Below are 26,886 nucleotides of genomic sequence, written 5' to 3' on the forward strand. Positions count from 1 at the left end.
GGGGCGTCCCCCCGAGCACCACCCGCGAGGAGCAGGCGCATGGCCGACGACACCTTCTGGGGGCCCGACTTCGGGGCCCTGCAGGCCGAGGACCCCGAGATCGCCGGCGTCGTGCTCGACGAGCTCGAGCGCCTGCGCGGCGGCCTGCAGCTCATCGCCAGCGAGAACTTCACCTCCCCGGCCGTCCTCGCCGCGCTCGGCTCGACGCTGTCGAACAAGTACGCCGAGGGCTACCCCGGCCGGCGCTACTACGGCGGCTGCGGCGTCGTGGACCAGGCCGAGGAGATCGGCATCGCGCGGGCCAAGGAGCTCTTCGGGGCCGACCACGCCAACCTGCAGCCGCACTCCGGCGCGAGCGCCAACTTCGCCGCGTACGCCGCCCTGCTCCAGCCGGGCGACAAGGTGCTGGCCATGTCGCTGCCGCACGGCGGGCACCTGACCCACGGGTCGAAGGTGAACTTCTCCGGCACGTGGTTCGAGCCGGTGCCCTACACCGTGCGCAAGGACGACGAGCTCATCGACTACGACGAGGTCCGCGACCTCGCGCTGCAGCGCCGGCCGAAGATGATCATCGCCGGGGCGACGGCGTACCCGCGCCTCATCGACTTCGCGCGGTTCCGCGAGATCGCCGACGAGGTCGGCGCCTGGTTCATGGTCGACGCCGCCCACTTCATCGGCCTCGTCGCGGGCGGGGCGATCCCGTCCCCGGTGCCCTACGCCGACGTCGTCTGCTTCACCACGCACAAGGTCCTGCGCGGCCCGCGCGGCGGCATGGTGCTGTGCCGGGAGGAGCTCGCCAAGCGCATCGACAAGGCGGTCTTCCCGTTCGCGCAGGGCGGGCCGCTCATGCACGCGGTGGCCGCCAAGGCGGTCGCGCTGCGCGAGTGCCTGCAGCCCTCCTACCGGGAGTACGCGCACCAGGTCGTCGCCAACGCCAAGGCGCTCGCCGACGGCCTCGCCGCCGAGGGGATGCGCCCGGTCTCGGGCGGCACCGACACGCACCTGGCGCTCATCGACCTCACGGCGACCGGCGTCACCGGGGCCGACGCCGAGCGCCGCTGCGACGCCGCGCGGATCACGCTCAACAAGAACGCGATCCCGTACGACCCCCAGAAGCCGATGGTCGCCTCCGGCATCCGGGTCGGCACGCCGGCGGTCACGACCCAGGGGATGGGGGAGGGCGACATGAAGGAGGTCGCCTCGCTCATCGCCCGCGCGGTCAAGGCCGAGGACGAGGCCACGACCCGCGAGGTCGCCGGCGCCGTCGGCGCGCTCGTCGCCCGCCACCCGGCCTACCCGCGGCCCTGAGCCGGCGGCGGGGGCCGGGCACCGCCGCGGCGGCGGGGGGCTGAGGCCGTGCGCAACTACGCGCTGGTGCTCCTCGTCGCCATGGCGGTCACCTACCTCACCACGGCCCCGGTGCGCCGGCTCGCGCTGCGCTGGGGCGTCATGACGCCGGTGCGCGACCGGGACGTGCACGACACCCCGATCCCGCGCATGGGCGGGGTCGCCATCCTCGCCGGGCTCTGCGCCGGGGTGCTCGTGGCGAGCAAGCTGCCGCTGCTGCGGACCGTCTTCGAGTCGGGCCAGACCGACTGGCGGGGGCTGCTGTCCGGGGCGGTGGTGATCTGCCTGCTCGGCGCCGTCGACGACCGGTGGGGGATCGACGCGGTCACCAAGCTCGCGGGCCAGGTCCTCGCGGGCGGCGTCATGGCCCTGCAGGGGGTGCAGCTGTTCTGGCTGCCCTTCGGCTCGACCACGCAGTACCTCCCGCAGTCCCTGGGCGTGCTGCTCTCCGTCCTCGTCGTCGTCGTGACCATCAACGCCGTCAACTTCGTCGACGGGCTCGACGGGCTCGCCGCGGGCATCGTGCTCATCGCGGCCGGCTCGCTGTTCGTCTACTCCTACATCCTGTCGGTCGTCGAGCGGATCGAGTACGCCGACACCCCCACGATGATCACGGCCGTGACGGCCGGCTGCTGCCTGGGCTTCCTGCCGCACAACCTGCACCCGGCGCGGGTGTTCATGGGCGACTCCGGGTCGATGCTGCTCGGCCTGCTGCTCGCGGCCTCGACGATCACGCTCACCGGCAAGGTGGAGCCGAGCGGGGTCACCTCGCTCGGCCTCGGCCCGGCGCTGCTGCCCCTGCTGCTGCCGGTGCTCGTCATCCTCGTGCCGCTCGCGGACCTGCTGCTGGCCGTGGTGCGGCGCACCGCCGCCGGGCGCTCGCCCTTCGCCCCCGACAAGCAGCACCTGCACCACCGGCTCCTGGAGATCGGGCACTCCCACCGGCGGGCGGTCGGGCTCATGCACCTGTGGGCCGCCCTGCTGGCCCTGGGGACCCTGCTCGTCGCGATCGTCGACGGGCCCTGGCCCGAGCGCGGCGTGGCGGCGGCGGCGGTCGTGGCGCTCGCCCTCACCGCGGGTCTGGACCGGGCGGTGGCCCGCCCCGGCCGCCCGCCGCGGCGCCCCCGGCACCCGGCGTAGCGCGGCCCGGCGCGCGGGCGCGGGCGCGCCGGCCGACCCCCCCGCCCCGCACCCGCCCCGGGCCCGCCGCATGCCCTGTGACCTGCGCGACTGCCGCGCTGCACGGCGGTGCGCGCCCGCCGGGGGGCCGCGAGCGCTGTGCTAGGTTCCTCCGGAGCCCGCCGCCCCCGACCAGTGAAGGCCGAGGACATGCCCAGGCACGACGCCGCGGCGCTGCGCAGCGCAGCAGCGCCCTCCGCCGCAGCGCTCGCCGTGGTCGCCGTCGTCGCGACGGTGGCCGCCGGCGCGCCGGGCCTCGTGGGCACCCTCGCGGGCGGCGCCCTGGTCGCGGCCTTCTTCGGGGTGGACCACCTCGTCGCCGCGCGCACCGCCGGCCTCGAGCCGCGGCTCGCGATGACCATGGTCATGGCGCTCTACCCGCTCAAGCTCGGCCTGCTCGCGCTGGTGCTCCTGGGCGCCGCCGACGCGCCCGGCCTGTCCGCGCCGGCCTTCGCCGCCGCCGTCGTCCTGGGCTCGCTCGCCTGGCTCGCCGGGCACGTGCGCCTCGTCGCCCGCCGCCGCACCCTCGTGGTCGAGCCGGACGGCCTGTCGTGGCGGTGAGCGCGGCCCCCGGGGCCGCGGCCCGCCCGTCCGGGCGCACCGGCGCCGGCTGCTACGCTCCCGGCGGCGATGAGCAGCGGGGACGGCAGCGGCGCGCGGCGCGGCGGGACGGGGCACGAGCCCCCCGACGGTCCCCAGCGCGACCCGTTCCAGGTCATCGCCTACCTGCTGTCGGGGATGCTGCTCTACGGCGGCGCCGGGCTGCTGCTGGACCGCTGGCTCGGGACCTCGTTCCTCGTCGCGGTCGGCATGATCCTCGGCACCGGCCTCTCGCTGTGGCTGGTGCACCTCCGCTTCGGCCCGCCCCGACCCTGACCGCCACCGCAGGACCGCCCCGCCGCCCGCCCGGGCCGGCCGCGGCCGTCCGAGAGGAGAACCCGTGAGCCAGCTGCTCGCCGCCGACGGTGAGAGCTTCGAAGCGCCGGGGGTCGCCGACTTCTGGCAGCCGCTCGTCGGCGACGGCGCGTTCGCCATCACGCGCCCGATGGTGGTCATGGCCCTGTCCGTGGTCCTCATCGGCGGCCTCCTGCTGCTCGTCGCCCGGCGGCTGAGCACGGTGCCCGGCAAGGCCCAGTTCATCGTCGAGGGCGGCTACGGCTTCGTGCGCAACGGCATCGCGCGCGACGTCATCGGCAGCCACGACTTCCGCCGCTTCGTGCCCCTGCTGTTCACCCTGTTCGTGCTGATCCTGGTGAACAACCTGTTCGGCGTCGTGCCGTTCGTGCAGTACCCCACCTTCAGCCGCATCGGCTTCGCCGCGGCGCTCACGGCGGTGGTCCTCGTGACGTTCCACGTCGTGGGCATCCGCCGCAAGGGCGTGGGGGCGTACTTCCGCGGGCTCGTCCCCGGGGGCCTGCCCGGCTGGATCGTGCCGTTCATGTTCTTCCTCGAGCTCGTGACGGTCTTCATCACCCGTCCGCTGACGCTCGGCATGCGGCTCTTCGCGAACATGTTCGCGGGCCACCTGCTCCTGCTCGTCTTCATCCTCGGCGGCGAGTACCTCCTGCTGCACGGCGAGGGCCTCACCCGCCTGGCGAGCATCCCTGCCTTCGGCCTCGGGATCGTCATGACGTTCTTCGAGATCCTCGTGCAGTTCCTGCAGGCGTACGTCTTCGTCCTGCTCAGCGCGTTCTACATCGCCGGCGCCCTCGCCGACGAGCACTGAGCCGCACCGCCCACCGCTCCACCCCCACGACTCCGGGGGCGCGCCCCGCGCCACCGGGCCCTGAGAAGGAAGAGGAACACCTGTGGAAGGCAACCTGAACGTCCTCGGCTACGGCGTCGCGGCCATCGGCCCGGCCATCGCCGTCGGCCTCATCTTCGCCGCCTACATCAACGGCGTCGCCCGCCAGCCCGAGTCGCGCGGCCTGCTGCAGCCGATCGCCATCCTGGGCTTCGCCCTGGCCGAGGCCCTCGCGCTGTTCGGCCTCGTGCTCGCCTTCATCCTCTGAGCAGCAGCCCCACCACCGAGGAGCACTCGTGACCGGAGCAGCGCCCGTCCTCGCGGTGAGCGGGGAGGACGGCGGCTTCTGGGCCGACGCGTACCCGATCATCCCGCACCCGGCGGAGATCATCGTCGGCCTCGTCGCCTTCGCGATCCTCTACTGGATCGTGCGCAGCAAGGTGGCACCCGCCTTCGAGCGGGTGCTGGCCGAGCGGCAGGACGCCATCGAGGGCGGCATGTCGCGCGCCGAGGAGGCGCAGGCCGAGGCCCAGCGCGCCCTCGAGGAGTACCGCGCCCAGCTCGCGGCCTCGCGGGCCGAGGCCGCGAGCCAGCGCGAGGCGGCGCGCCAGGAGGGCGCCGTCATCGTCGCCCAGATGCGCGAGCAGGCGCAGGCCGAGGCGCAGCGCATCACCGCGGCCGCCCGCCAGCAGATCGAGGCGGACCGGCAGCAGGCGTTCAACGAGCTGCGCACGCAGGTCGGGCGCATGGCGACCGACCTCGCCGAGCGGATCGTGGGCGAGTCGCTGCAGGACGACGAGCGCCAGCGGCGCGTCGTCGACCGGTTCCTCGCCGACCTCGAGCAGGGCCGCACCGACGGCGCGGGCGCCGGCGCCACCGCCGCCCGGGAGGTCTGAGCATGGCCGACGGGCTGCAGGGCGCGAGCCGGGCGGCGCTGGCCGCGGCCCGCGAGCGCCTCGACGCGCTCGCGGACAGCGGGCAGGCCGACCTCGGGCGCCTCGCCGAGGAGCTCTTCGCGGTCGCGGACCTGCTCGACGGCAACGTCGGGCTGCGCCGCGCCCTCGCGGACGCCTCGCGCGGGGAGCAGGCGCGCGCCGGGCTCGCCGAGGCGGTGCTGCGCGGGCAGGTCTCCGAGCCGACCGTCGAGGTGCTCGCCGCGGCCGCGCGCTCGCGCTGGTCCGCGCCGAGCGAGCTCGTCGCGGGCGTCGAGGTGCTGGCCGGGCAGGCCAACGCCGCGGCGGCCGAGCGCGAGGGGCGCCTCGACGCGTACGAGGACGAGCTGTTCCGCTTCCAGCGCACGGTCGCCGGCGCGCCGGCGCTGCGCACGGCCCTGTCCGACGCCTCCGCGCCGGCGGACCACCGGGCGGCACTGGTGGAGGACCTCCTCGCCGCGCAGGCCGCGCCGGAGACGGTGCGCGCGGTGCGCGAGGCGGTCGTGCACCCGCGCGGGCGCCGGCTCGACGCGCTGCTCGAGCTGCACGGCCGGGTGGCGGCCGAGCGGCGCCAGCGCCTGCTGGCGCACGTCGTCGCGGCGACGCCGCTCACCGAGCAGCAGCGCGAGCGGCTGGCCGGGGCGCTCGCGCGCCAGTACGGCCGCGCGGTGCAGCTCAACGTCGACGTCGACCCGGCGGTCGTCGGCGGGCTGCGGGTGCAGGTCGGCGACGAGCTCGTCGACGGCACGGTCGCCCGCCGCTTCGACGTGGTGCGCCGCGGCCTCGCCGGCTGACCCCGGCACGGGCGGTGCACCGCCCACGCCCCGTGGCGCCGAGCGCGCCGCGGAGCACGGATACTGGACGTACGACCGGACGTCGCACCCCGACGGCGGGGAGCGGCAGGACCGTGGCCGACGAGCCACAGACGCGGGAGACAGGGACACCATGGCGGAGCTGACGATCCGGCCCGAGCAGATCCAGGACGCGCTCGACCGCTTCATCTCGTCCTACGAGCCGGAGGCAGCCGCGCGCGAGGAGGTGGGCCGCGTCGCCGAGGCCGGCGACGGCATCGCCCGCGTCGAGGGCCTGCCCTCGGTCATGACCAACGAGCTGCTCGAGTTCGAGGACGGCACGCTCGGCCTGGCCCAGAACCTCGACGTGCGCGAGATCGGCGTCGTCGTGCTCGGCGACTTCGAGGGCATCGAGGAGGGCCAGCAGGTCAAGCGGACCGGCGAGATCCTCTCGGTCCCCGTCGGCGACGGCTTCCTCGGCCGCGTCATCGACCCGCTCGGGCGCCCGATCGACGGCCTCGGCGAGATCCAGGCCGAGGGCCGGCGCGCCCTGGAGCTGCAGGCCGCCTCGGTGGTGCAGCGCCAGGAGGTCCGCGAGCCCCTGCAGACCGGCATCAAGGCGATCGACGCGATGACGGCGATCGGGCGCGGTCAGCGCCAGCTCATCATCGGCGACCGGCAGACCGGCAAGACCGCCGTGGCCATCGACGCGATCATCAACCAGCGCGAGAACTGGGCCTCGGGCGACCCGAAGAAGCGCGTGAAGTGCATCTACGTGGCGATCGGCCAGAAGGGCTCCACGATCGCGGCGATCCGCCAGTCGCTCGAGGAGTCCGGCGCGCTGGAGTACACGACGATCGTCGCCGCCCCGGCCTCGGACCCGGCCGGCTTCAAGTACCTCGCCCCCTACACCGGCTCCGCCCTCGGGCAGCACTGGATGTACCAGGGCGACCACGCGCTCATCGTCTTCGACGACCTGAGCAAGCAGGCCGACGCGTACCGCGCCGTCTCCCTCCTGCTGCGCCGCCCGCCGGGCCGCGAGGCCTACCCCGGCGACGTCTTCTACCTGCACTCCCGGCTGCTCGAGCGCTGCGCCAAGCTCTCCGACGAGCTCGGCGGCGGCAGCCTCACCGGCCTGCCGCTCATCGAGACCAAGGGCAACGACGTGTCGGCGTTCATCCCGACCAACGTCATCTCCATCACCGACGGGCAGTGCTTCCTCGAGACCGACCTGTTCAACCAGGGCGTGCGCCCGGCGATCAACGTCGGCATCTCGGTCTCCCGGGTCGGCGGCGCCGCGCAGATCAAGGCGATGAAGAAGATCGCCGGCCGCCTGCGCCTGGACCTGGCCCAGTACCGCGAGCTCGAGGCCTTCGCGGCCTTCGGCTCCGACCTGGACAAGGCCTCCAAGGCCCAGCTCGAGCGCGGCGCCCGCCTCGTCGAGCTGCTCAAGCAGCCGCAGTACACCCCGTTCCCGGTCGAGCGCGAGGTCGTCTCGATCTGGGCCGGCACCCAGGGCAAGCTCGACGACGTGCCCGTCGAGGACGTCCGCCGCTTCGAGTCCGAGTTCCTCGACTACGTCGGGCGCGAGCACCAGGGCGTGTACGACGCGATCCTGGAGACCCGCGACCTCTCCGACGACACCGTCGCGGGGATGGAGCGCGCGATCGAGGCGTTCAAGCAGCAGTTCACGACCTCCGAGGGCCAGCCGCTGCTGGGCGACGAGGAGCCGGTGGACGCCATGGACGAGGACGACGTCGAGCAGGCCACGATCACGCGCCGGCGCGGTGGCGGCGCCACCGCGGCCCAGTGACGGGAGGTCGCTGACCAGTGGGAGCCCAGCTCCGCGTCTACCGTCGGCGGATCCGGTCCGTCAACGCGACCAAGAAGATCACGCGCGCGATGGAGCTCATCTCCGCCTCGCGCATCGTCAAGGCGCAGCAGCGCGTGCAGGCGAGCCGGCCCTACGCCGAGGCCATCGTGCGCGCGCTCGAGGCGGCGTCGTCGGTGGCGTCGGTGGACCACCCGCTGCTCGCCAGCGGGCGGGAGGCGCGCCGCGCCGCGGTGCTCGTCGTGTCCTCCGACCGCGGCCTCGCGGGCGCGTACTCCTCCAACGCCATCAAGCAGGGCGAGGCGCTGACCACGCTGCTGCGCGAGGAGGGCAAGGAGGTCGTGCCCTACCTCGTGGGGCGCAAGGCGGTGTCCTTCTACCGGTTCCGCGGCCGCGAGGTGCGCGAGGACTGGACCGGGTTCACCGACAACCCGACCTTCGAGGACGCCAAGGAGATCGCCGACACGCTCATCGCGGACTTCCTGCGCCCGACGGAGGAGGGCGGCGTCGACGAGATCCACGTCGTCTACACCCACTTCCGCAACATGGGCGTGCAGGAGCCGCGGGCCGTGCGCATCCTGCCGCTCGTCGTCGAGGACTCCGAGGCCACCGGTGCCGCGGGCTTCATCAGCGACGACGGGGCGCCGGACGAGCCGGACCCCACATTCCAGCACGGGGCCGGCCCCGGCAGCCCCGACCTGCTGCCGCTCTACGAGTTCGAGCCCTCGGCCGAGCGCGTGCTCGACGCCCTGCTGCCGCGCTACGTGACGAACCTCGTCTACAACGCGCTGCTGCTGGCCGCGGCGTCCGAGCACGCCGCGCGCCGGCGCGCGATGAAGGCGGCGACCGACAACGCCGACGAGCTGGCGAAGTCGCTGACCCGGGCGGCCAACGCCGCCCGCCAGGCGGAGATCACCCAGGAGATCAGTGAGATCGTCGGCGGGGCGAACGCCCTGGCCGACGCGACCGCGGGAAGTGAGTGAGGACATGGCAGCCGTACTGACCGAGAGCCCGACCCAGGGCTCCTCCGGCGCGACCGGGCGGGTGTCGCGCGTCATCGGCCCCGTGGTCGACGTCGAGTTCTCCGTCGAGTCGATGCCCGAGATCTACAACGCCCTCAAGGTGGAGGTGGACCTCGCCGGGGAGAAGCGCACGCTCACCCTCGAGGTCGCCCAGCACCTCGGCGACAACATGGTCCGCAGCATCTCGATGCAGCCGACGGACGGGCTCGTCCGCGGCGCGGCCGTCACCGACACCGGCGAGTCGATCTCGGTGCCGGTCGGCGACGGGACCAAGGGGCACGTCTTCAACGCCATCGGCGACGTGCTCAACCTCAAGGAGGGCGAGACCCTCCAGGTCACCGAGCGCTGGCCGATCCACCGCCAGCCCCCGGCGTTCGACCAGCTCGAGGGCAAGACCGAGATTCTCGAGACCGGCATCAAGGTCATCGACCTGCTGACCCCCTACGTCCAGGGCGGCAAGATCGGCCTGTTCGGCGGCGCCGGCGTCGGCAAGACCGTCCTCATCCAGGAGATGATCTACCGCGTCGCCGAGAACTTCGGCGGTGTGTCGGTGTTCGCCGGCGTCGGCGAGCGCACCCGCGAGGGCAACGACCTCATCGGCGAGATGACCGAGTCCGGCGTCATCGACAAGACGGCGCTGGTCTTCGGGCAGATGGACGAGCCGCCGGGCACCCGCCTGCGCGTCGCGCTGTCTGCGCTGACGATGGCGGAGTACTTCCGCGACGTGCAGAACCAGGACGTGCTGCTCTTCATCGACAACATCTTCCGGTTCACCCAGGCGGGCTCGGAGGTCTCGACCCTGCTCGGGCGCATGCCCTCGGCCGTCGGCTACCAGCCGACCCTGGCCGACGAGATGGGCCAGCTGCAGGAGCGGATCACCTCCACGCGAGGCAACTCCATCACCTCGCTGCAGGCGATCTACGTCCCCGCCGACGACATCACCGACCCGGCGCCGCACACGACGTTCGCGCACCTCGACGCGACGACGGTGCTCAGCCGGCCGATCTCCGAGCTGGGCATCTACCCGGCCGTGGACCCGCTGGACTCCACCAGCCGCATCATGGACGCGCGCTACCTGGGCCAGGAGCACTACGACACCGCGCAGCGCGTGAAGAACATCCTGCAGCGCTACAAGGACCTGCAGGACATCATCGCGATCCTCGGCATCGACGAGCTCTCCGAGGAGGACAAGGTCCTCGTCGGCCGGGCCCGCCGCGTGCAGCGGTTCCTGTCGCAGAACACCTACATGGCCACCAAGTTCACCGGCATCGAGGGCTCCACGGTTCCGCTGTCGGAGACCATCGAGGCGTTCACGAAGATCTGCGACGGCGACTACGACCACCTGCCCGAGCAGGCGTTCTTCCTGTGCGGCGGCCTGGAGGACCTCGAGCGCAACGCGCGCGAGCTCGACAGCTGACGGGGCGCCCCCGCAGCTCCGCACGACGCGCACCGGGGGCGGGCCGGCACGACCGGCCCGCCCCCGGGGCGTCGGGCCCCGGCAGGGGCCACGCAGGACCAGCACCACCCGGACGACCAGCACCACCCGTACGACCAGCACCACCCGCAGCGCAGGACGAGACGAGGAGCGGCACCCCGTGGCGCAGATGCAGGTCGAGCTCGTGGCACCGGACCGCTACGTCTGGTCCGGCCCGGCGACGATGGTCGTGGCCAAGACGAGCGAGGGCGACCTCGGCGTGCTGCCCGGCCACGCCCCCCTGCTCGCCGTGCTCGTGAACGGGCGCGTGGAGATCCGCCCGGTCGACGGCGAGCCGGTCGTCGTGGCCGTGCTCGGCGGCTTCCTGTCCGTGGCCGACGACAAGGTCTCGCTGCTCGCCGAGGCCGCGGAGCTGGCCGAGGAGATCTCGGTCGCCGAGGCCGAGCAGGCCCTGCGCGAGGCGGAGGGGCAGGGCGACGCGGACGCGGCCGCCCGGGCCCGCGCCCGCCTGTCGGTGGCCGGCGGGCGCTGAGCGCCGCAGGACCGGGGCGGGGGGAGGGGAGCCGCACGTGGGCGCCGCCGAGGTCCTGCTCGTCGTCGTCCTCGCGCTGGTCCTGCTCGTCGCGGTCGTCCTCGCCGGGTACGCCGCGCGCCGCCGGCTCATCTCCTCCTGGGGCGGCACGTTCGACTGCTCGCTGCGCGCCGGCCCGCCGGGCGTGCGCCAGAGCGTCACGCACGGCTGGATGCTGGGCATCGGCCGCTACGACGGCGGCGCGCTGGAGTGGTACCGGCTCTTCTCCTTGTCCCTGCGCCCGCGCGAGCGGGTCGCGCGCCGCGCGCTGACCGTCGTCGGGCGCCGCGAGCCCGACCGCACCGAGGTCCCCGTGCTCCAGCCGGGCGCGGTCGTCGTGGAGTGCCGCGAGCTCGAGCGCGACGTCGACCTGGCCATGACCGGCTCCGCGCTGACCGGGTTCCTCGCCTGGCTCGAGGCGGCGCCGCCGGGCCAGGGCACCAACGTGGCCTGACCCGGCGCACGAGCCTCAGGACTGGCGCGCCCCCGGCTTCCAGAGCACGTCCCCGCCGCCGCGCGCCGCGTCGACCCGGGCCAGGATGAAGAGCAGGTCCGAGAGCCGGTTGAGGTACGTCGCCGTCAGCGGGTTGGTCGTCCCCGGGTGCTCGGCGATCGCGGCCCAGGTGGCGCGCTCGGCGCGGCGCACGACGGTGCGCGCCACGTGCAGCAGCGCCGCCCCGGCCGTGCCTCCGGGCAGGACGAACGAGCGCAGGGCCGGCAGGTCGGCGTTCCAGCGGTCGCAGGCGGCCTCGAGCGCGTCCACGTAGTCCTGGCGCACCCGCAGCGGGGGGTGGGGCGGGTCGGGCACGACGGGGGTCGACAGGTCCGCCCCCACGTCGAACAGGTCGTTCTGCACCTGCTGCAGCAGCGCCGCGACCTCCGGGTCGAGGTCGCCGAGGGCGAGCGCGACGCCGAGGTGCGAGTTGGCCTCGTCGACGTCGGCGTACGCCACCAGGCGCAGGTCGCCCTTCGTCGTGCGGCTCATGTCGCCGAGGGACGTCGTGCCGTCGTCGCCGGTGCGGGTGTAGATGCGGGTGAGGTTGACCACGGGCGCGAGCCTAGGGCGCGCCCGCGCTCCCGGCGCGCTGCGGGGGAGCGGCCCCCGGGGCTCGTACGATGCCGGGATGGAGAGGTTCCGGGTGGTCGGCGGCGCACGGCTCGACGGCGAGGTCCGCGTGACCGGCGCGAAGAACAGCGTCCTGAAGCTCATGGCGGCCGCGCTGCTCGCCGAGGGCACGACGACGCTCACCGAGGTCCCGCACATCCTCGACGTCGAGATCATGGGCGAGCTGCTGCGCCGGCTCGGCTGCACGGTCGACTACCGGCCCGAGGAGCGGCGCCTGGCGATCACCGTGCCGGAGCGGCCGGGGCACCAGGCCGACTACGACCTCGTACGGCGCATGCGCGCCTCCATCTGCGTGCTCGGCCCGCTCGTGGCCCGCTGCGGCGAGGCCGACGTGGCGCTGCCCGGCGGGGACAACATCGGCTCGCGCGGGCTCGACATGCACGTCGCGGGCCTCGAGCGGCTCGGCGCGGTGGTGGAGAACGAGCACGGCTACCTCGTCGCCCGCGCCCCGCAGGGCCTGCGCGGGGCGCAGATCTGGCTCGACTTCCCCAGCGTGGGCGCCACCGAGAACCTCCTCATGGCCGCGGTCCTCGCCGACGGCACGACGGTCATCGACAACGCCGCCCGCGAGCCGGAGATCGTCGACATCTGCCGCATGCTCGAGGGGATGGGCGCCAAGATCGGCGGCATCGGCTCGTCCACCCTCGAGGTGGTGGGCGTGGACCGGCTCGAGCCGGTCGTGCACGAGACCGTGCCGGACCGCATCGTCGCCGGCACCTGGGCCGCGGCGGCCGCGATCACCCGCGGCGACATCACCGTGCGCGGCGCGCGCCCGCACGACCTCGACATCGTCCTGGACAAGCTGGCGACCTCGGGCGCGCACGTCGAGGCGCTCGCCGACGGGTTCCGCGTCGCGATGGACCGCCGCCCGCGCGCGGTCGACGTCGTCACGCTGCCGTACCCCGGCTTCCCCACCGACCTGCAGCCGCAGCTCATCGTCCTCAACGCGGTCGCCGACGGCGCGGCCATGGTCACCGAGAACCTCTTCGAGGCCCGCTTCCGCTTCGTCAACGAGCTCACCCGCCTCGGCGCGGACGTGCGCACCGACGGCCACCACGCGCTCGTGCGCGGCAAGGAGCACCTCTCCGGCGCCCCCGTCGAGGCCAGCGACATCCGCGCCGGCGCCGGCCTGGTGCTCGCGGGCCTCGTGGCCGAGGGCGAGACCCTGGTGAGCCAGGTCCACCACATCGACCGCGGGTACGACGGCTTCGTCGAGTCCCTCGTCGCCCTCGGCGCCGACGTGCGCCGCGAGCCCGACCCGGACTACCCGCAGGAGGGCTGAGCCCGCGGGGCTGCCGGGGCTGCGGCTCCGGCTCCCGCTGCGGCGCCGAGCGTGCCGGCGTCGGCCCCGCGCCAGCGCGGCAGCGCCCAGCCCCGCTCGACCCACCGCGACCGGCGCCGCGCCGGCCTACGGGCACCGTCGTGCCCGCTTCGCGCACACGACGGTGCTCCGGGAACGGCGTGCCCGGCCGTACCGGCCGGGACACGCCGCCGGCTGCATGTGCGAAGGGGAGCGGGACGCGCGCCGGGCCCGCGCCAGTCGAGGGACTAGCCCCGCCTGAGCCCAGCGTCGGCGCGGGTCCCCGCCGCCGCGCACGGCGGACCGGCGGTGTCCGGTTCGCGCACACGACGGGGCTCCCAGGGCGGCGTGTCCGGCCGTTCTGGCCGGGACACGCCGGTGGCTGTGTGCGCGAACCGGACAGGCTTGCCCCCAGCGGTCGCGGCGCGCGACGCCGCACAGCCCTCGGGGTGCCGGTACGGACCCCCGACTCGCCTCACGCTCCGGCTCCTGCAGCCCCGGCCCCAGCCCCAGCCCGGTCTCAGGCCGCGAGCACCCGCCGCGCGGCCTGCTCGTCCCGCGGGAACACCATGATCCGGGGCCCGTCGGAGGTGGTGGTGAGGGTGGCGCGCAAGCCGGCGGCCTCGAGGCGGCGGCGCAGGAGCTCGCCCTCGACGTACGAGCCGGGGGCCGCGACGGCGACGAGGATGCCGTACTCGCCCTCGTGGCCCTCGCGCGGGCGCCGCTGCACGAGGGAGCTGCCGCCGCTGAACGTCCAGCGCATGAGCAGCAGGATCACGCCCAGCGCGACGACCACGACGAGCGTCCCGGCCCAGTAGCCCAGCCCTCCGGTCACCGGGCAAGGGTGCCTCCTGCACCGCCCCGGCGCCACACCGCGTCCCGCAGACCCCCGGCCCGGCGCGCGACACGCCGCCGCGCCTGCGCGACCGCGCCCCCGCGGCGACCTAGCGTTGCCGCGACACCCGAACGCCCGCAGGGGCCCGCACGGGGGAGGCCGCCCGCATGACCGTCGTCCCGCAGGCGATCGACCGCGCTCCGCGCACGACCATGACCATCACCGCGGACACCACGCCGGACGGACCGGTGCTCGTGCTGGCCGGGCGCCTCGACGTGGCCACGGTGGCCGACGTGCGCGACGCGCTGCAGCGGGCGATCGAGTCCGGCGAGGGGCCCGCGGTCGTCGACCTGGCCGGGGTCGAGGTGGCCGACGCGACCGGGCTGGGCGTCCTCGTCGGCGCGCACCGGCGCGCCGGCCGCGCCGGGCGCACCCTGGTGCTGCGCCACGTCCCGCCGCGCCTGGCCCGGCTGCTCACCGCGACCCGCCTGCACCGCATCCTGCAGGTCGAGGACGTGCTGCCGGAGAGCCTGCGCCCCGCGGTGCCCATCGCGGTCTGAGCGCCGGGCGCCCTACGCGCCCCGGGCCGTCGCGGCGAACGGCGCCTCACGCACGTGCTCCCCGGACGCCACGAGGTCCGCGAGCACCTGCGCGAGGTCCGCGCGCCGCATGGTCACCGAGCGGGTGGAGCGGTGGGGGTCGAGCTCGACGCGGCCGGTGGCCGGCCCGTCCTGCAGACGGGGCGGCCGCACGAGCGTCCAGTCCAGCGCCGTGCCCTGCCAGGCCCGCAGCTCGCCCTCCTTGTCCGCGACGGCACCGGGCGCGAGCAGGTGCATGAGCCGGGAGACGGCCCGGTCGCGGCGGCGCTTGCGGTCGCCCGGCGCGTCGACGCCGGCGCCGCTGACGCCGACGTAGCGGCGCACCCCGGCGGCGAGCATGGCCGGCGCGAGCGCCGCGACGACGGCCCGTTGCAGCCCGCGGTCGCGCCCGCGCGGCCCGAGCGCCGACACGACCGCGTCGGCGCCCTGCAGCGCGCGGGGGAGCACGTCCGGGTCCCGCGCGTCGCCGACGACCGCGCGCACGCCCTCGGGCGCCCGCGAGGGGTCGCGGACCACGGCGACCACCTCGTGCCCCCGCCGCAGCAGCACCGGGACGACCTCCCGGCCGGTGGCGCCCGTGGCGCCGAGGACGACGACCCTCACGACCCCTCCTCCCGCGCCGGCCCGGCGGCCGGCTCCCAGGCGGCGCGCTCGCGCCGCGCGAACTCCAGGAAGCTCGTGGGCGCCCGGCCGGTCACCCGGCGCACGTCGTCGGTGAGCCCGCCGGCGAGGCCGAGCCGGGCGACGGTGTGCAGGGCCGTGGTGACCGCGACGAGCGCGGGCGCCATGCCGAGGTCGCGGCGCGCGTGCCGGGCGTACCGCAGGGCGCCGGGGCGCTCGTACCGGACCCGCCGGCCGAGGACGGCGGTGAGGACGCCGGCGACCTCGTCGTACGACAGCGCCTCGCCGGTCGGGGTCCAGGCCCGGCCGGCGTGCGCCGCGGGGTCGAGCAGGGCCCGCGCCGCGACCGCGGCGACGTCGTGGGCGTCGACGAACGCCGTGCGCGCCGTGCCCGCGGGGACGACGATGCGGTGCCGCTCGCGCACGTCGGCACCGAAGGGTCCGGTGAGGTTCTGCATGAAGTACGACGGCCGGACGAACGTCCAGGCCAGGCCCGAGCCGCGCAGCCAGCGCTCGAGCGCCGCGTGCGGCAGGAACGGGGCCCGGTCCGCGCCCTGCACGCTGAGCAGGACGACGTGGCGCAGGCCCAGCTGGCGGCCGCGGGCCACCGCCGGCACGACGTCGCGCTCGACGCGGGCGGCGTCCGGCGGGCGGAGCAGGAACATCGTGCGCACGTCGCGCAGGGCCGCGTCCCACGTGCCGGGGTCGCGCAGGTCGAAGGTGACGCCGCCGGGGCCGGGGTGGGGCGAGGCGGCGCGCACGTCGGCGCCGGTCGCGTGCAGCGCAGCCACGAGGGGCCGCCCGACGGTGCCCGTCGCGCCGGTCACGAGGAGCGGAGGCATGCATGTACGGTACACCTGTGCGCCGGGGAGTGGTCGAGGTCGACGACGCGCTGCTGCGCCTGCGCCGGCTGTGGAGCGCCTCGCGCTCGCGGCTCGTCGACGACGGCGGCACGGCGGTGGAGATGTCGAGCCTGCTCGTCGTCGAGGCGTGCGCGCGGGGCGCGCAGCGCGGCGCGGAGGTGGCGGTGGTGGACGTCGCCGAGCTCGCCGACGTGGCGCCCTCGACGGCGAGCCGGCTCGTGGACCGGGCCGCGGCGGCCGGCCTGCTCGAGCGCCGCCCGTCCGCGGTCGACCCGCGGCGCACCGCGCTCGTGCTCACCGAGCGCGGGTGGGGCCTGCGCGAGCGGGCGGTGCGGGCCCGTACGGGATGGCTCCAGGACACCCTCGCCGCCTGGAGCGACGAGGACGTCGCGCGGCTGGGCGCCCTGCTCGCCCGCTTCGCCGACGAGGTGGGGCGCCCGCCGCTCAGCTGACCCGGGCGCCCTGCAGCGGCAGCGCGACGACGAACCGCGTGTCGCCCGGCACCGACTCCACCCGCAGGTCGCCGCCGTGGCGCTGCACGACGATGCGGAAGGAGATGTCGAGCCCGAGCCCGGTGCCCTCGCCGACCGGCTTGGTCGTGAAGAACGGCTCGAAGATCCGCCGCTGCAGCTCGGGCGGGACCCCGGGCCCCGTGTCGCACACCTCGACCACGACGCAGCCGCCGGCCTCGTCGAGCCGGGTGCGCAGCGTCAGCGTCCCGCGGCCCTCCATCGCCTGCACCGCGTTGTGGATGAGGTTGGTCCAGACCTGGTTGAGCTCGCCGGTGTACGCCGGCACGCGCGGCAGGTCGGGCGCGTAGTCGCGCACCACGCGGATGCCGTCCCCGCGCTTGGCCGCGAACATCGCGAGGGTGCTCTCCAGGCCCTCGACGACGTCGGTGTCCTCGTACGGCGCCCGGTCCATCTGGGAGTACTGCCGGACCGCTCCGAGCAGGGTGGAGATGCGCTCCGTCGCGTCCTCGATCTCGCGCATGAGCTGCTCGGTCTCGACCGTGTACGCCAGCCAGCGCAGGGCGGGCTCGTGCAGGCCGGGCCCGACCGCGTCGCCCACCCCGTCGACCCACGCGACGTCGAGCCCGGCGGGCGCGAAGACCGCGGCGAGGTCGTACGGCCCCATGACGCCCAGCGCCTCGAGGTGGTCGCCGACCTCGTCCTCGAGGTCGGAGAGCTCCATGGGGGACAGGCGCGCGGCCTTCGCCGCCCGCTCGACGGTGGCCTCCTGCAGGTCGACGATGCGCATGAGCGCGGCCGGGGCGATGTGCCCGTCGGCGAGCATCGCGAGCTTGTGGCGCATGCCCGCGACGCGCTCGCGCAGCGATGCGGTGGCGCGCACCGCGGCGGCCGCGGGGTTGTTGAGCTCGTGCGTCAGCCCCGCGGAGAGCTGGCCCAGGGCGAGCAGCCGCTCGCGCTGGCTGACGCGCTCCTCGGTGTTGCGGCTGCCGATGACCAGGCCCTCGAGCAGGTGCATCCCCATGGGGAACCAGGCGCGCACGAGCCCGGCGAAGTCCGCGGCGTCGAGCACGAGCAGGCGCCCGTCGGCGGTGAGCCGGCCGCTGTTCATGTAGACCTGCGGGAGCCGCTCGCCCACCCACGCCGCGGTGGCGCCGCAGTACGCGCCGCGCTGGGAGGAGCGGGTGATCTCGACCTCGCCGCTGCCGACCCGCCGGGTGAGCAGCAGCTCGCCCTCGAGCAGCACGTAGAAGCAGGTCGCGGGCTCGCCCTCGGTGTAGAGGGCGGTGCCGGCCGCGTGCTCCTCGACGCGGGCGATGCCCTGCACCGCCGCCAGCTTGGCCTCGCCCAGCTGCTCGAAGAGGAAGAGCCCGCGCAGCTCCTCGGTGCTGATGCGCTCCACGACGCCCTCCGTCACAGCCGTTCCAGGTAGCGGTGCACGAGCGTGACCGCCATCGCGCCCTCGCCGACGGCGGAGGCGACGCGCTTGACCGAGTCCGAGCGCACGTCGCCGGCGACGAAGACGCCGGGCAGGCTCGTCTCGAGGTGGTACGGGTCGCGCTCCATCGACCAGCCGGCCGGCCGCTGCCCGTCGACGAGCAGGTCCGCGCCGGTGAGCACGAACCCGCGGGGGTCGCGGGCGACCGCGCCGTCGAGCCAGTCGGTGCGCGGGGCGGCGCCGATGAAGACGAAGACGAGGCCGCAGGGGACCTCCTCGGTGGTCCCGGTGGCGGTGTCGAGCAGCATGACCCGCTCGAGCCGGTCCTCGCCCTGCACCCCGCAGACCACCGTGCCGGTGCGCACCGCGATGTTGTCGATCGCGCGCACCTGCTCGATGAGGTAGTGCGACATCGACGCCTCCAGGCCCGCGCCGCGCACCGCGATGGTGACGCTCTTGGCCTCGCGGGACAGGAACACCGCGGCCTGCCCGGCGCTGTTGGCGCCGCCCACGACGATGACGTCCTGCCCGCGGCAGGCCGGCGCCTCGACCGCGGCCGAGCCGTAGAAGAGCCCGGCCCCGCAGACGGCGTCCTCGCCGGGCACGCCGAGGCGGCGGTAGGAGACCCCGGTCGCGAGGATCACCGCGTGCGCCGCGACGGCGCTGCCGTCGTCGAGGCGCACGAGCCGGGCCGGGCCGCGGGCCTCGAGGCCGACCGCCTCGCGGGTGGTGAGGACCTCGGCGCCGAACTTCGCGGCCTGGCGGCGGGCGCGGTCGGTGAGCTGCGCGCCGCTGACGCCGTCGGGGAACCCGAGGTAGTTCTCGATGCGCGAGCTCTGCCCGGCCTGCCCGCCGGTGGCCTCGCGCTCGACGAGGACGGTGCGCAGGCCCTCGCTCGCGCCGTACACCGCCGCGCCGAGCCCGGCCGGGCCGCCGCCGACGATGACGAGGTCGTAGAAGTCCTCGGCCGGCGCGGTCGACAGCCCGACCGCCGCGGCGACGTCGCCCGGCGCCGGGCGCGCCAGCGCCCGCCCGTCGGGGGTGACGACCACGGGCACGTCGTCCGGGCCCAGCCCGGCGGCCGCGAGCAGCCGGCCGCCCTCGGGCTCGTCGGCCGCGTACCAGCGGTAGGGCACCTGGTTGCGGGCCAGGAAGTCGCGCAGCGCGTGCGAGGGGCCGCTGAGCCGGTGCCCGACGAGCTTGGTCTCGGTGACCTCGTGGTCACCGCTCGCCGCGTACGCCTCGAGCAGCGCGTCGACGACCGGGTAGAGCTTCTCCTCCGGCGGGTCCCACGGCTTGAGCAGGTAGTGGTCGACGTCGACGACGTTGATCGCGCGGATCGCGGCGTCGGTGTCGGCGTACGCGGTGAGCAGCGCGCGGCGGGCCCGCGGGAACAGGTCCATCGCCCGCTCGAGGAACTCCACGCCGGACAGGCCCGGCATGCGGTGGTCGGCGAGGATCGCCGCCACGCGCCCGCCGCGCAGCTTGAGCTCCTGCAGCGCCTCGAGCGCCTGCTCGCCGGACTCGGCGCGCACGACCCGGTGGCTGTCGCCGTACCGGCGGCGCAGGTCGCGGGCGACGGCCCGCGAGACGCCCGGGTCGTCGTCGACGGTCAGCAGCACGGGGCGCTCGGCGCGCCCCTCGGGGGTCGTACGGGCGTCGCTCACGCGCGCTCCTCCGTGCGCTCGCCGGCGCGGTCGGTGCGGTCGGTGCGGTCGGTGCGGTCGGTGCGGTCGTCGGTCACGTCCAGCGCCGCGTCCCAGGGCGAGCGGGCCGGCGCGGGGATCGTCGTGCCGTCGTAGAAGCAGTGGGCCCAGGTCTCGCCCGGCTCGACCGAGGCCATGAGCGGGTGCTCGTGCTCGCCGGCGTGGGCGCGGGCGTGCCGGCCGGGGGAGGAGTCGCAGCAGCCGACGTGCCCGCAGGACAAGCACAGCCGCAGGTGCACCCAGGTGTCGCCGTCGCGCAGGCACTCCTCGCAGCCCATGGCCGAGGGCAGCACGGGCACCGACAGCGCGGCGTGCGGGCAGGCGTCGGACGGCACGGCGTAGTGGACCAGCCGGGTCGTGTCGACCCGGGTGGCGCCGGCGGGCGGCACGGTCGTCGGGACGCCGGGGAGCTCGGCGAGCACGCTCTTGGCGAGCATGCCGTGGCTGGAGCGGTCCGGGTCGACGACCTTGTCCACGCCGGCGGCGGCGAGGTCGTCGAGCGTCGCCGGGTCGGCCCCGGCCTCGGTCGGGCGCACGACGATGCGGGCCGCGCTGGTGCCGCGCACCACGGCGGCGATCCGCGCAGCCTCCTCGGGGCGGTCCTCGGGGATGACGACGACCGACGCCCCCTGGACGCCGGCCGCGTGCAGGACCGGCAGCTTGGTCGCGTCGCCGCGGACCACCTCGTGCCCGTCGGCCTCGGCCTCGGCCGCCCCGTCCGGGTTGAGGGTGGTCACGACGACCGGGACGCCGCGCCCGCGCAGGTCCAGGGCCAGGGCCCGGGCCGCCGCGCCCCAACCCGAGACGACCACGTGGCCCGTACGGCCCTCCGGACCGCCCCCGGCGCCCTGCTGCGGCACGGCCGGCAGCACCGCGCGGCGCCGGCCCAGGCGCGCGTCGGCGAGCCGCCCGGCCGCCGAGAGCAGCGGGGTGAGGACCATGAGCAGCACCGTCGTGGCGACGAGGGCCTGCGAGCCGTCCTCGGTGAGGCCGAACGGCGAGAGCCCGTGCTCGGCGCCGACGGTGTCGAGCACGAAGGAGAACTCCCCGACCTGGGCGAGGAGCAGCGCGGTGCCGAGGGCGGTGCCGACCGGCTTGCGCAGGGCCAGCCCGGCGACCGCGGTGGCGGTCACCTTGACCGCGACGACGAGCAGCACCAGGCCGGCGAGCAGCGGGAGGTTCTCGACGACGTACCCGAGGTCGAGCAGCATCCCGACCGAGACGAAGAAGACCGCGCTGAAGAGGATCTGCAGCGGCATGATCTCGCCGAAGACGTGGGAGGCGTGCCGGCTCTCGCTGACCACCAGGCCGGCGAGGAACGCGCCGAGCGCGACCGAGACGCCCGCCAGGGCGGTGAGGTACGCGGTGCCGAGGCAGATCGCGACCACCGCGAGCAGGAACACCTCGGGGGAGCAGAGCCGGGCGACGCGCTCGAGCAGCGGCGGCATGACCCGGCGGGCCAGGACGAGCACGACCGCGATGACCGCCGCCGCGGTGCCCAGGGCGGTGAGCAGACCGAGCGGCCCGGCGCCGCCGCCCTCGCCGCCGTCGTCGCCGAGCAGCGGCACGACGAGCACCATGAGGATGACCGCGAGGTCCTGGAAGATGAGGATCGCCAGCGAGAGGCGCCCGCGGACCGTGCCGCTCTCCCCGGAGTCGCCGAGCACCTTGAGGACGATCGCCGTCGAGCTCAGCGCCACGAGGAAGCCGGTGAACAGCCCGTCGCGCCAGTCCACGCCGCCGAGGGCCAGGACGCCGGTCGTCGCGCCCGCGGTGAGGGCGACCTGCAGCCCGCCGCCGAGCAGGATGTAGCGCTTGATCTGCAGCAGCCGCTGGAGCGAGAACTCGATGCCGATGGTGAAGAGCAGGAGGATGACGCCCACCTCGGCCGCCGACTCCACCGCCTCCTGGCGTTCGACGAGCCCCAGCTGCGCGGGCCCGATGACGACGCCCGCGAGCAGGAACCCGACGATCGGCACGACGCGCATGCGCACCGAGAGGTAGCCGATCACGGCGGCCGCGAGCACCAGCGCGGCGGTGGGCGCGAGGAACGGCGGCGGGCCGGACGCCTCCGTCGCGAGCAGCAGGGCCGTGGGGTCTGCGGGCACCTGGCGTCCACCTCCGGGCTCGGGCGGCGGGCGCAGCGGCGCCCCTGGAGGGCCGCGCCGCTGCGGCTCGGCAAGAACCTACGTCGCGACGGCCCCCGCGGGACAGCCGCCGGCGGCATGCTGTGGGCGAACAGCCCGGTGACCGGAGGGACGGACCATGGCGAACTGCGCGCACCTGGACACGTCGGGCGCCGACCCGGCGCCGAGCGCCGAGGGCTGCGAGGACTGCCTGCGCGCCGGCGGCACGTGGGTGCACCTGCGGCTGTGCCTCGAGTGCGGGCACGTCGGCTGCTGCGACTCCTCCCCGGCCCGCCACGCCACCGGCCACTTCCACGCGGCCGGGCACCCGGTCGTGCGCTCGTTCGAGCCGGGAGAGACCTGGCGGTGGTGCTACGCGGACGAGGTCGGCGCGCGCGCCTGACGGTCCCGGGGGGACCGCAGAAGGTGCCCCTGTGGCGGCTAGATCGCGAGAAGGGCGCCTTCTGCGGTTCCCGCGGAACTGGCGGCCTCAGCCCAGCAGCGGCGGCCCGAAGACCGTGCGCACCCCGTCGCTGAAGAGCACCGAGTCCGGCGGGCGCGAGACGACGCCCGGCAGCCCGGCGGCGGCGACGAGGCCGTCGTCGAGGTCGAGCAGCTCGGCGCGGCGCAGGTCCCAGGTGGCGTGCTCGTTGGGGACGTACGTCGTGCGCCCCAGCCACCGGCTGTGCAGGCCCCAGCGGGCGGTGAGGAAGCGCTCGAGCGGGGTGGGCTCGGCGACCGGCGCCCCGACCCGCACGCGCACCCGGTTGCGGGCCGTGCGGTCCGGCGGCCAGCGGCGCCGGGTCGCGTACGAGACCTCGTCGCCGTCGCGCCGGAAGGCCATGGCGGCGCTGCAGTAGGGCAGGCCGTACGCGGCCCGCGCGCCGAGCACGACGGCGAGCCGGTCCGCGTCGAGCGAGCGGAAGACCACGCCGCGCCGGCCCTGCGCGTCGACGGAGTAGAGCCGCACGTTGGTCTCGAGGAACGTGCCGAGCCACGGCACCGCCGGGCCGCGCAGCAGGCCGGCGTCGACCATGCGGAACGGCACGAGGCCCACGTACGTGGCGCCGTCGTGCTCGTCGGGCCGCACGCCCGGCGGCATGAGGGGGCGGACCCGGGCGGGCTCGACGGCCCAGTGGACGAACGCGAGGTCGCGCCACCACTGCCCCATGACGACCCGGCGGACCGGGCGGGGGGTGAGGGCGGAGACGGCCTCGGGGAGCACGGCGGCGGTCAGGCCGGCTGCACGTCGACGAGGACCTTGCCCACCGCCCCCGCCTCGACGGCGTCGTGGGCCTCGGCCGTGCGCTCGAGCGGGAAGCGCAGCAGCGGCAGCCCGTGCTCCTCGCCGACCCGGAACGCCCCGGCCGTCACGGCGGCGGACACGTCCTGCACCGCCCGCAGCTTCGCCGCCCGCGGCTCGGTGTAGACGAGGACGAACTGCCACCGGGCGTTCGGCCCCATGAGCAGGCGGACCGGCAGGGCCGCCTCGTCGCCGCCGTCGTTCGCGTAGACCGCGACGACCCCGTGCGGGGCCAGCACGGCCGCGTCGAGCGCGGCGTTCTGCGCCGGCGCCACCTCGACGACGACGTCGACGCCCTCCGGGAACGCCGCGCGCACGGCCGCGGCGGCGTCCTCGCGCCGGTAGTCGATGACGTGCTGCGCCCCGGCGCGGCGCGCCAGCTCCGCCTTCTCCGGGCTGCTCACCGTGGCGGCGACCTCGGCGCCCGCCCACCGCGCGAGCTGGACGGCGGCGTTGCCGACCGCGCCCGCCCCGCCCTGCACCAGCACGCGCCGCCCGGCGAGCGCGCCGGGGGCGAGGTGGTCGGGGCCCGCCTCGTGGACGGTCAGGCAGCGGTGCGCGGTGAGCGCGGGGATGCCGAGGCTGGCGCCGAGCTCGGGGCCGGCGCCCTCGGGCAGCGGCACCGCCTGCTCGGCGGGCAGCGCGACGAGCTCCTGGGCGGTGCCGTCGGTGCGCTGCCACGCGGCCTCCCAGAGCCACACGCGCTCGCCGACCCGGGCGGGGTCGACGCCCTCGCCGACGGCGTCGACGGTGCCGGCCCCGTCCTGGTTGGGCACCGACTCGGCGGACGGCCCGGCGCCGGTGGCCCCGCTGCGGGACTTCCAGTCGGTCGGGTTGACCCCGCTCACCGCGACGCGGACCCGCACCTCGCCGGGTCCCGGGACGGGCTCGGGGCGCTCGGTCAGGCGCAGGACGTCGCTGCCGCCGGCGGTGCTGTAGGTGATGGCTCGCACCACCCCTGCGTCCCCGCGCCGCGCGCGGATCATGCGGCGCGCCGGCGCTCAGGCGAGGAGGCGCTCGACCTCGCCCGCGCAGCCCCACGCCTGGCTCCAGCCGGCCGTCCCGTGCCCGTAGCAGTGCACGACCCGCCGCCCCTGCCGGTCCTCCGCCTCGACCCGCGGGGTGCCGCGGCCCGGGCGCAGCAGCACCCGGTGCGCGACGGGCCGCTGCCCGGCCAGGCGCGGCACCACGGCGCGGGCCCGGGCGAGCAGCGCGTCCGCGGCGTCGGGGTCGGGCGCGGTGTCGTACGACCCCTCCTCGAGCGCGGAGCCGACGGCGGTGAAGGGACCGTACGGGGCGACGACGACGGGCCGGCGCGCCTCGGACCGGTCGAGCGCCCACGCGTCCAGGCCGCCGCGGTCGAGCAGGACGAGCTGCTCGCGGACCGGGACGACGCCGGGGTCGCCGCCGAGGGCCCGGGAGGCGAGCCCGGCCGCGACGACGACCGCGCCGGCCTGCGCCGGGACCGCGGGCAGCGAGGCGCGGGTGAGGGTGCCGCCGAGGTGCTCGAGCCGCCCGCGCAGCCACGGCAGGTGCACCGCGGGGTCGCCGACCGGGGCGTCCCACGACCAGCCGTCGGCGTAGCCGCCGGGGCGCTCGGCGGGCGGGACGCGCCGCGGTGACGGGGCGCACGGCGGCGCGGCGCCCACGGTGCGGCGCAGCTCGCGCCCGGGGAGCGCCCGTACGCCCGCCCCTTCCTCGAGCCCGGCCAGCCACGCGCGGGTCTCGTCGGCCCAGCGCTGCTCGCGGTCGCCGGCGTGCGGCAGCGGCGGGTGCCACAGCAGCGGCCCGTGCGCGGACGAGGTCTCCAGCGGCAGGTCGCGGGCGAGCACGTGGACGTCGTGCGACGCCTCGGCGAGGCGGACCGCGACGGTCAGCCCGACCACGCCCGCCCCGATGACGATCACCCGCACGTGAGCCTCCTGCGTCGGACGGCCGGTCTGGGCCGGTCAGAAGAGCCGCGACTCCGCGTCGTCGACCCCGCGCATCGTGTCGTAGTCCAGCGTCACGCACCGGATCCCGCGGTCCCCGGCGAGGACGCGCGCCTGCGGCTTGATCTCCTGCGCGGCGAAGACGCCGGTCACCGGGGCGAGCAGCGGGTCGCGGTTGAGCAGCTCGAGGTAGCGGGTGAGCTGCTCGACGCCGTCGATCTCGCCGCGCCGCTTGATCTCGACGGCGACGGTGGAGCCGGTGTCGTCGCGGGCGAGGATGTCGACCGGTCCGATGGCGGTGGGGAACTCGCGGCGCACGAGCCGCCAGCCGTCGCCGAGCCGCTCGATCTGGTCGGCCAGCAGCTCCTGCAGGTGGGCCTCCACCCCGTCCTTGGTGAGGCCCGGGTCGACGCCGAGCTCGTGCGAGGAGTCGTGCAGGACCTCCTCGACGCGGACGAGGAGCTGCTCGCCCGCCTTGTTCGTGACCGTCCAGGTGCCCCGGCCGTCCTCGTCGACCTCGGTGCGCAGGGTGCAGGGCGGGCTCATCCAGTTCAGCGGCTTGTACGCGCGGTCGTCGGCGTGCACCGACACCGACCCGTCGGCCTTGACGAGGACGAGGCGGGTGGCGCTCGGCAGGTGGGCGGTCAGGCGGCCGACGTAGTCGACGCTGCAGCGGGCGATGACGAGGCGCACGGGCGGTGAGGCTACCGGCCGGCGCCGCCCGCCCGTCCGCGCGCAGGGCGCCCCTGACACGCTGGGTGCGCGAGAGGGCCGCCTCCTGCGCACGGCGGGCAGGCGCGGCGACGGCACGGGCGGGCGACCGGGAGGCGGGCGTGGGGCGGCGGAACCGGCGGCAGTCGTACGAGCCCGCGCCCCCGCGCCCGTTCGGCCACCGCACGGTCGAGGACGGCCCGGGCGGCGACTGGGTGGTGCAGCGGGTCGGGGGGTCGCCGAAGGCGTACCGCTGCCCGGGGTGCGACCAGGAGGTGGCGGCGGGCGTGCCGCACGTCGTCGCGTGGCCGGCGGACGAGCTGGCCGGGCTCGGCGGCCCGGGTGACCGGCGGCACTGGCACACCCCCTGCTGGTCCGCGCGCGGGCGCCGACGGCCGACCCCCCGGCACCTGCGGTGACGGCCGCCGCGAGCCGGTCGGCCCTGGCCGCCGGCCTCCTGCTGTTGGTCGCCGTGCTGCTCGTCCGGGTCGTGCTGGCCCCGCGCTACCCGCTGCTCGACGGGACGCTGGAGGTGGCCCGGGACGGCGGCGCGACGGTGGCGACGGCCCGCTGGGCCACCGACGGGCCGGTGCCCGAGCGCCGCCGGGACTGCACCACGACGGTCCTCGTGCTGCCGCCGCCCGGCGCCCTGCAGGTGCGGGCCGAGGGGGACGCCGCGGCGCTGGAGCCCGGCGCGCGCGAGGTGGAGCGGGTCCTGGACCAGTACGGCCGCGTGCTCCCCGCGGACCTGCCCTCCCGGGTCCGCGCGTGGGCGCTGCCCGCCGGGGAGGCCGGGTCGCTCACCGCGACGTGGGACGGCGGGGGCGACCCGTCCGCGGTCCGCGCCTGGGTCGCCCCGGTATGCCCCGAGACCGTCCACGGGATCGTCGAGCTGAGCCGCTGAGGGGGTTCCCACCGTCCCCGGCGCGACGTAGGTTCCCCGGCACCCAGGGCGACGAGGGGGTCGCCCGGACCTCGGGAGGCGGCATGCGGGCAGGTCGGGCG

At 76.0% G+C, this 26,886-nt stretch carries 30 protein-coding genes; 19 read left to right on the forward strand and 11 right to left on the reverse strand.

Annotation, left to right across the window (positions count from 1 at the left end):
- The first annotated feature begins 39 nt into the window (after nt 1–39).
- From D5H78_RS04310 to D5H78_RS04370, 13 genes are all read left to right on the forward strand, one after another.
- Entirely contained in the window at nt 40–1,308 is a 1,269-nt protein-coding gene (locus D5H78_RS04310; protein WP_119949074.1) for a serine hydroxymethyltransferase, read from the forward strand.
- Between the two features lie 48 nt (nt 1,309–1,356).
- Entirely contained in the window at nt 1,357–2,487 is a 1,131-nt protein-coding gene (locus D5H78_RS04315) for a glycosyltransferase family 4 protein (RefSeq protein WP_119949075.1), read from the forward strand.
- 189 nt (nt 2,488–2,676) lie between these two features.
- Nucleotides 2,677–3,087, forward strand: a complete 411-nt coding sequence (locus D5H78_RS19225) for a Cg1360 family ATP-synthase-associated protein (RefSeq protein ID WP_165865591.1) — start codon at nt 2,677–2,679, stop codon at nt 3,085–3,087.
- A 69-nt stretch (nt 3,088–3,156) separates the two neighbouring features.
- Nucleotides 3,157–3,402 carry a hypothetical protein gene (locus tag D5H78_RS04325; protein WP_119949076.1) on the forward strand — a complete coding sequence of 82 codons (246 nt, stop codon included), beginning with the start codon at nt 3,157–3,159 and terminating at the stop codon, nt 3,400–3,402.
- 64 nt (nt 3,403–3,466) lie between these two features.
- Nucleotides 3,467–4,252, forward strand: a complete 786-nt coding sequence (gene atpB / locus D5H78_RS04330) for a F0F1 ATP synthase subunit A (protein WP_119949077.1) — start codon at nt 3,467–3,469, stop codon at nt 4,250–4,252.
- An 82-nt stretch (nt 4,253–4,334) separates the two neighbouring features.
- Nucleotides 4,335–4,538 (forward strand): ATP synthase F0 subunit C, encoded by a 204-nt coding sequence (locus D5H78_RS04335; protein WP_119949078.1) that lies wholly within the window; start codon nt 4,335–4,337, stop codon nt 4,536–4,538.
- A gap of 28 nt (nt 4,539–4,566) precedes the next feature.
- Nucleotides 4,567–5,166 (forward strand): F0F1 ATP synthase subunit B, encoded by a 600-nt coding sequence (locus tag D5H78_RS04340; protein WP_245941585.1) that lies wholly within the window; start codon nt 4,567–4,569, stop codon nt 5,164–5,166.
- 2 nt (nt 5,167–5,168) lie between these two features.
- Nucleotides 5,169–5,996, forward strand: coding sequence for a F0F1 ATP synthase subunit delta (locus D5H78_RS04345; RefSeq protein WP_218566222.1), 828 nt, complete (start codon nt 5,169–5,171; stop codon nt 5,994–5,996).
- A gap of 151 nt (nt 5,997–6,147) precedes the next feature.
- Nucleotides 6,148–7,806 carry a F0F1 ATP synthase subunit alpha gene (gene atpA, locus D5H78_RS04350; protein ID WP_119949079.1) on the forward strand — a complete coding sequence of 553 codons (1,659 nt, stop codon included), beginning with the start codon at nt 6,148–6,150 and terminating at the stop codon, nt 7,804–7,806.
- 17 nt (nt 7,807–7,823) lie between these two features.
- Nucleotides 7,824–8,807 carry a F0F1 ATP synthase subunit gamma gene (locus D5H78_RS04355; RefSeq protein ID WP_119949080.1) on the forward strand — a complete coding sequence of 328 codons (984 nt, stop codon included), beginning with the start codon at nt 7,824–7,826 and terminating at the stop codon, nt 8,805–8,807.
- A 4-nt stretch (nt 8,808–8,811) separates the two neighbouring features.
- Nucleotides 8,812–10,263 (forward strand): F0F1 ATP synthase subunit beta, encoded by a 1,452-nt coding sequence (gene atpD, locus D5H78_RS04360; RefSeq protein WP_119949081.1) that lies wholly within the window; start codon nt 8,812–8,814, stop codon nt 10,261–10,263.
- Nucleotides 10,264–10,450: 187 nt separating this feature from the next.
- Nucleotides 10,451–10,813, forward strand: a complete 363-nt coding sequence (locus D5H78_RS04365) for a F0F1 ATP synthase subunit epsilon (protein WP_119949369.1) — start codon at nt 10,451–10,453, stop codon at nt 10,811–10,813.
- Nucleotides 10,814–10,850: 37 nt separating this feature from the next.
- Complete coding sequence (locus D5H78_RS04370; RefSeq protein WP_218566224.1) at nt 10,851–11,306, forward strand: DUF2550 domain-containing protein; 456 nt, start codon at nt 10,851–10,853, stop codon at nt 11,304–11,306.
- Between the two features lie 15 nt (nt 11,307–11,321).
- Here D5H78_RS04370 and D5H78_RS04375 read toward each other — a convergent pair whose 3' ends face one another.
- Nucleotides 11,322–11,900, reverse strand: coding sequence for a cob(I)yrinic acid a,c-diamide adenosyltransferase (locus tag D5H78_RS04375; RefSeq protein WP_119949082.1), 579 nt, complete (start codon nt 11,898–11,900; stop codon nt 11,322–11,324).
- Between the two features lie 76 nt (nt 11,901–11,976).
- On the opposite strand from D5H78_RS04375, the gene murA reads away from it, so the two are divergent.
- Entirely contained in the window at nt 11,977–13,260 is a 1,284-nt protein-coding gene (murA, locus tag D5H78_RS04380; protein ID WP_119949083.1) for a UDP-N-acetylglucosamine 1-carboxyvinyltransferase, read from the forward strand.
- Nucleotides 13,261–13,798: 538 nt separating this feature from the next.
- Here the strand turns inward: murA and D5H78_RS04385 are convergent.
- Nucleotides 13,799–14,113: a hypothetical protein gene (locus D5H78_RS04385; RefSeq protein WP_119949084.1), complete on the reverse strand. Its 315-nt coding sequence runs from the start codon at nt 14,111–14,113 to the stop codon at nt 13,799–13,801.
- A gap of 212 nt (nt 14,114–14,325) precedes the next feature.
- Between D5H78_RS04385 and D5H78_RS04390 the strand changes: the two genes are divergently transcribed.
- Complete coding sequence (locus D5H78_RS04390; protein ID WP_119949371.1) at nt 14,326–14,673, forward strand: STAS domain-containing protein; 348 nt, start codon at nt 14,326–14,328, stop codon at nt 14,671–14,673.
- 12 nt (nt 14,674–14,685) lie between these two features.
- Here D5H78_RS04390 and D5H78_RS04395 read toward each other — a convergent pair whose 3' ends face one another.
- Both D5H78_RS04395 and D5H78_RS04400 read right to left on the reverse strand, forming a co-directional pair.
- On the reverse strand, nt 14,686–15,315 hold the full coding sequence (locus tag D5H78_RS04395; RefSeq protein ID WP_165865592.1) for an NAD(P)-dependent oxidoreductase: 630 nt from the start codon (nt 15,313–15,315) through the stop codon (nt 14,686–14,688).
- Entirely contained in the window at nt 15,312–16,175 is an 864-nt protein-coding gene (locus D5H78_RS04400; protein WP_119949085.1) for an NmrA family NAD(P)-binding protein, read from the reverse strand. Before D5H78_RS04400 ends, D5H78_RS04395 begins: the two co-directional genes overlap by 4 nt.
- A 17-nt stretch (nt 16,176–16,192) precedes the next feature.
- Between D5H78_RS04400 and D5H78_RS04405 the strand changes: the two genes are divergently transcribed.
- Nucleotides 16,193–16,648 (forward strand): MarR family winged helix-turn-helix transcriptional regulator, encoded by a 456-nt coding sequence (locus D5H78_RS04405; RefSeq protein ID WP_165865593.1) that lies wholly within the window; start codon nt 16,193–16,195, stop codon nt 16,646–16,648.
- Here the strand turns inward: D5H78_RS04405 and D5H78_RS04410 are convergent.
- Genes D5H78_RS04410 through D5H78_RS04420 form a run of 3 tightly spaced genes read right to left on the reverse strand, consistent with a single transcriptional unit; the run spans nt 16,641 to nt 21,918 of the window.
- Complete coding sequence (locus D5H78_RS04410; RefSeq protein WP_218566225.1) at nt 16,641–18,083, reverse strand: ATP-binding protein; 1,443 nt, start codon at nt 18,081–18,083, stop codon at nt 16,641–16,643. The genes D5H78_RS04405 and D5H78_RS04410 overlap by 8 nt on opposite strands.
- A complete protein-coding gene (locus tag D5H78_RS04415) occupies nt 18,080–19,771 on the reverse strand; it encodes an NAD(P)/FAD-dependent oxidoreductase (protein WP_218566226.1) in 1,692 nt (563 codons plus the stop codon). Before D5H78_RS04415 ends, D5H78_RS04410 begins: the two co-directional genes overlap by 4 nt.
- On the reverse strand, nt 19,768–21,918 hold the full coding sequence (locus D5H78_RS04420; protein WP_218566227.1) for a cation:proton antiporter domain-containing protein: 2,151 nt from the start codon (nt 21,916–21,918) through the stop codon (nt 19,768–19,770). Before D5H78_RS04420 ends, D5H78_RS04415 begins: the two co-directional genes overlap by 4 nt.
- Before the next feature lie 157 nt (nt 21,919–22,075).
- On the opposite strand from D5H78_RS04420, the gene D5H78_RS04425 reads away from it, so the two are divergent.
- Complete coding sequence (locus tag D5H78_RS04425) at nt 22,076–22,339, forward strand: UBP-type zinc finger domain-containing protein (protein ID WP_119949087.1); 264 nt, start codon at nt 22,076–22,078, stop codon at nt 22,337–22,339.
- 87 nt (nt 22,340–22,426) lie between these two features.
- Here D5H78_RS04425 and D5H78_RS04430 read toward each other — a convergent pair whose 3' ends face one another.
- From D5H78_RS04430 to nucS, 4 genes are all read right to left on the reverse strand, one after another.
- Nucleotides 22,427–23,107 (reverse strand): YqjF family protein, encoded by a 681-nt coding sequence (locus D5H78_RS04430; RefSeq protein WP_119949376.1) that lies wholly within the window; start codon nt 23,105–23,107, stop codon nt 22,427–22,429.
- 62 nt (nt 23,108–23,169) lie between these two features.
- Entirely contained in the window at nt 23,170–24,192 is a 1,023-nt protein-coding gene (locus D5H78_RS04435; RefSeq protein ID WP_119949377.1) for an NADPH:quinone reductase, read from the reverse strand.
- Between the two features lie 48 nt (nt 24,193–24,240).
- Nucleotides 24,241–25,152, reverse strand: coding sequence for an FAD-dependent oxidoreductase (locus D5H78_RS04440; RefSeq protein WP_119949088.1), 912 nt, complete (start codon nt 25,150–25,152; stop codon nt 24,241–24,243).
- A 36-nt stretch (nt 25,153–25,188) separates the two neighbouring features.
- Complete coding sequence (nucS, locus tag D5H78_RS04445) at nt 25,189–25,863, reverse strand: endonuclease NucS (RefSeq protein WP_119949089.1); 675 nt, start codon at nt 25,861–25,863, stop codon at nt 25,189–25,191.
- A 140-nt stretch (nt 25,864–26,003) separates the two neighbouring features.
- Here nucS and D5H78_RS04450 point away from each other — a divergent pair, with 140 nt between their 5' ends.
- Complete coding sequence (locus D5H78_RS04450; RefSeq protein WP_218566229.1) at nt 26,004–26,300, forward strand: hypothetical protein; 297 nt, start codon at nt 26,004–26,006, stop codon at nt 26,298–26,300.
- Nucleotides 26,297–26,785 carry a hypothetical protein gene (locus D5H78_RS04455; protein WP_119949090.1) on the forward strand — a complete coding sequence of 163 codons (489 nt, stop codon included), beginning with the start codon at nt 26,297–26,299 and terminating at the stop codon, nt 26,783–26,785. The genes D5H78_RS04450 and D5H78_RS04455 overlap by 4 nt, the downstream gene beginning before the upstream one ends.
- The last annotated feature ends 101 nt before the right edge of the window (nt 26,786–26,886 follow it).

The sequence above is a fragment of the Vallicoccus soli genome (genome assembly GCF_003594885.1).
Lineage (GTDB): Bacteria > Actinomycetota > Actinomycetes > Motilibacterales > Motilibacteraceae > Vallicoccus > Vallicoccus soli.

Coding starts and splice junctions, on each gene's coding strand:
- D5H78_RS04310 (WP_119949074.1), top strand. CDS start 40: ATGGCCGACGACACCTTCTGGGGGCCCGACTTCGGGGCCCTGCAGGCC.
- D5H78_RS19225 (WP_165865591.1), top strand. CDS start 2,677: ATGCCCAGGCACGACGCCGCGGCGCTGCGCAGCGCAGCAGCGCCCTCC.
- D5H78_RS04325 (WP_119949076.1), top strand. CDS start 3,157: ATGAGCAGCGGGGACGGCAGCGGCGCGCGGCGCGGCGGGACGGGGCAC.
- D5H78_RS04345 (WP_218566222.1), top strand. CDS start 5,169: ATGGCCGACGGGCTGCAGGGCGCGAGCCGGGCGGCGCTGGCCGCGGCC.
- atpA (WP_119949079.1), top strand. CDS start 6,148: ATGGCGGAGCTGACGATCCGGCCCGAGCAGATCCAGGACGCGCTCGAC.
- atpD (WP_119949081.1), top strand. CDS start 8,812: ATGGCAGCCGTACTGACCGAGAGCCCGACCCAGGGCTCCTCCGGCGCG.
- D5H78_RS04365 (WP_119949369.1), top strand. CDS start 10,451: ATGCAGGTCGAGCTCGTGGCACCGGACCGCTACGTCTGGTCCGGCCCG.
- murA (WP_119949083.1), top strand. CDS start 11,977: ATGGAGAGGTTCCGGGTGGTCGGCGGCGCACGGCTCGACGGCGAGGTC.
- D5H78_RS04390 (WP_119949371.1), top strand. CDS start 14,326: ATGACCATCACCGCGGACACCACGCCGGACGGACCGGTGCTCGTGCTG.
- D5H78_RS04400 (WP_119949085.1), bottom strand. CDS start 16,175: ATGCCTCCGCTCCTCGTGACCGGCGCGACGGGCACCGTCGGGCGGCCC.
- D5H78_RS04425 (WP_119949087.1), top strand. CDS start 22,076: ATGGCGAACTGCGCGCACCTGGACACGTCGGGCGCCGACCCGGCGCCG.
- D5H78_RS04430 (WP_119949376.1), bottom strand. CDS start 23,107: ATGGGGCAGTGGTGGCGCGACCTCGCGTTCGTCCACTGGGCCGTCGAG.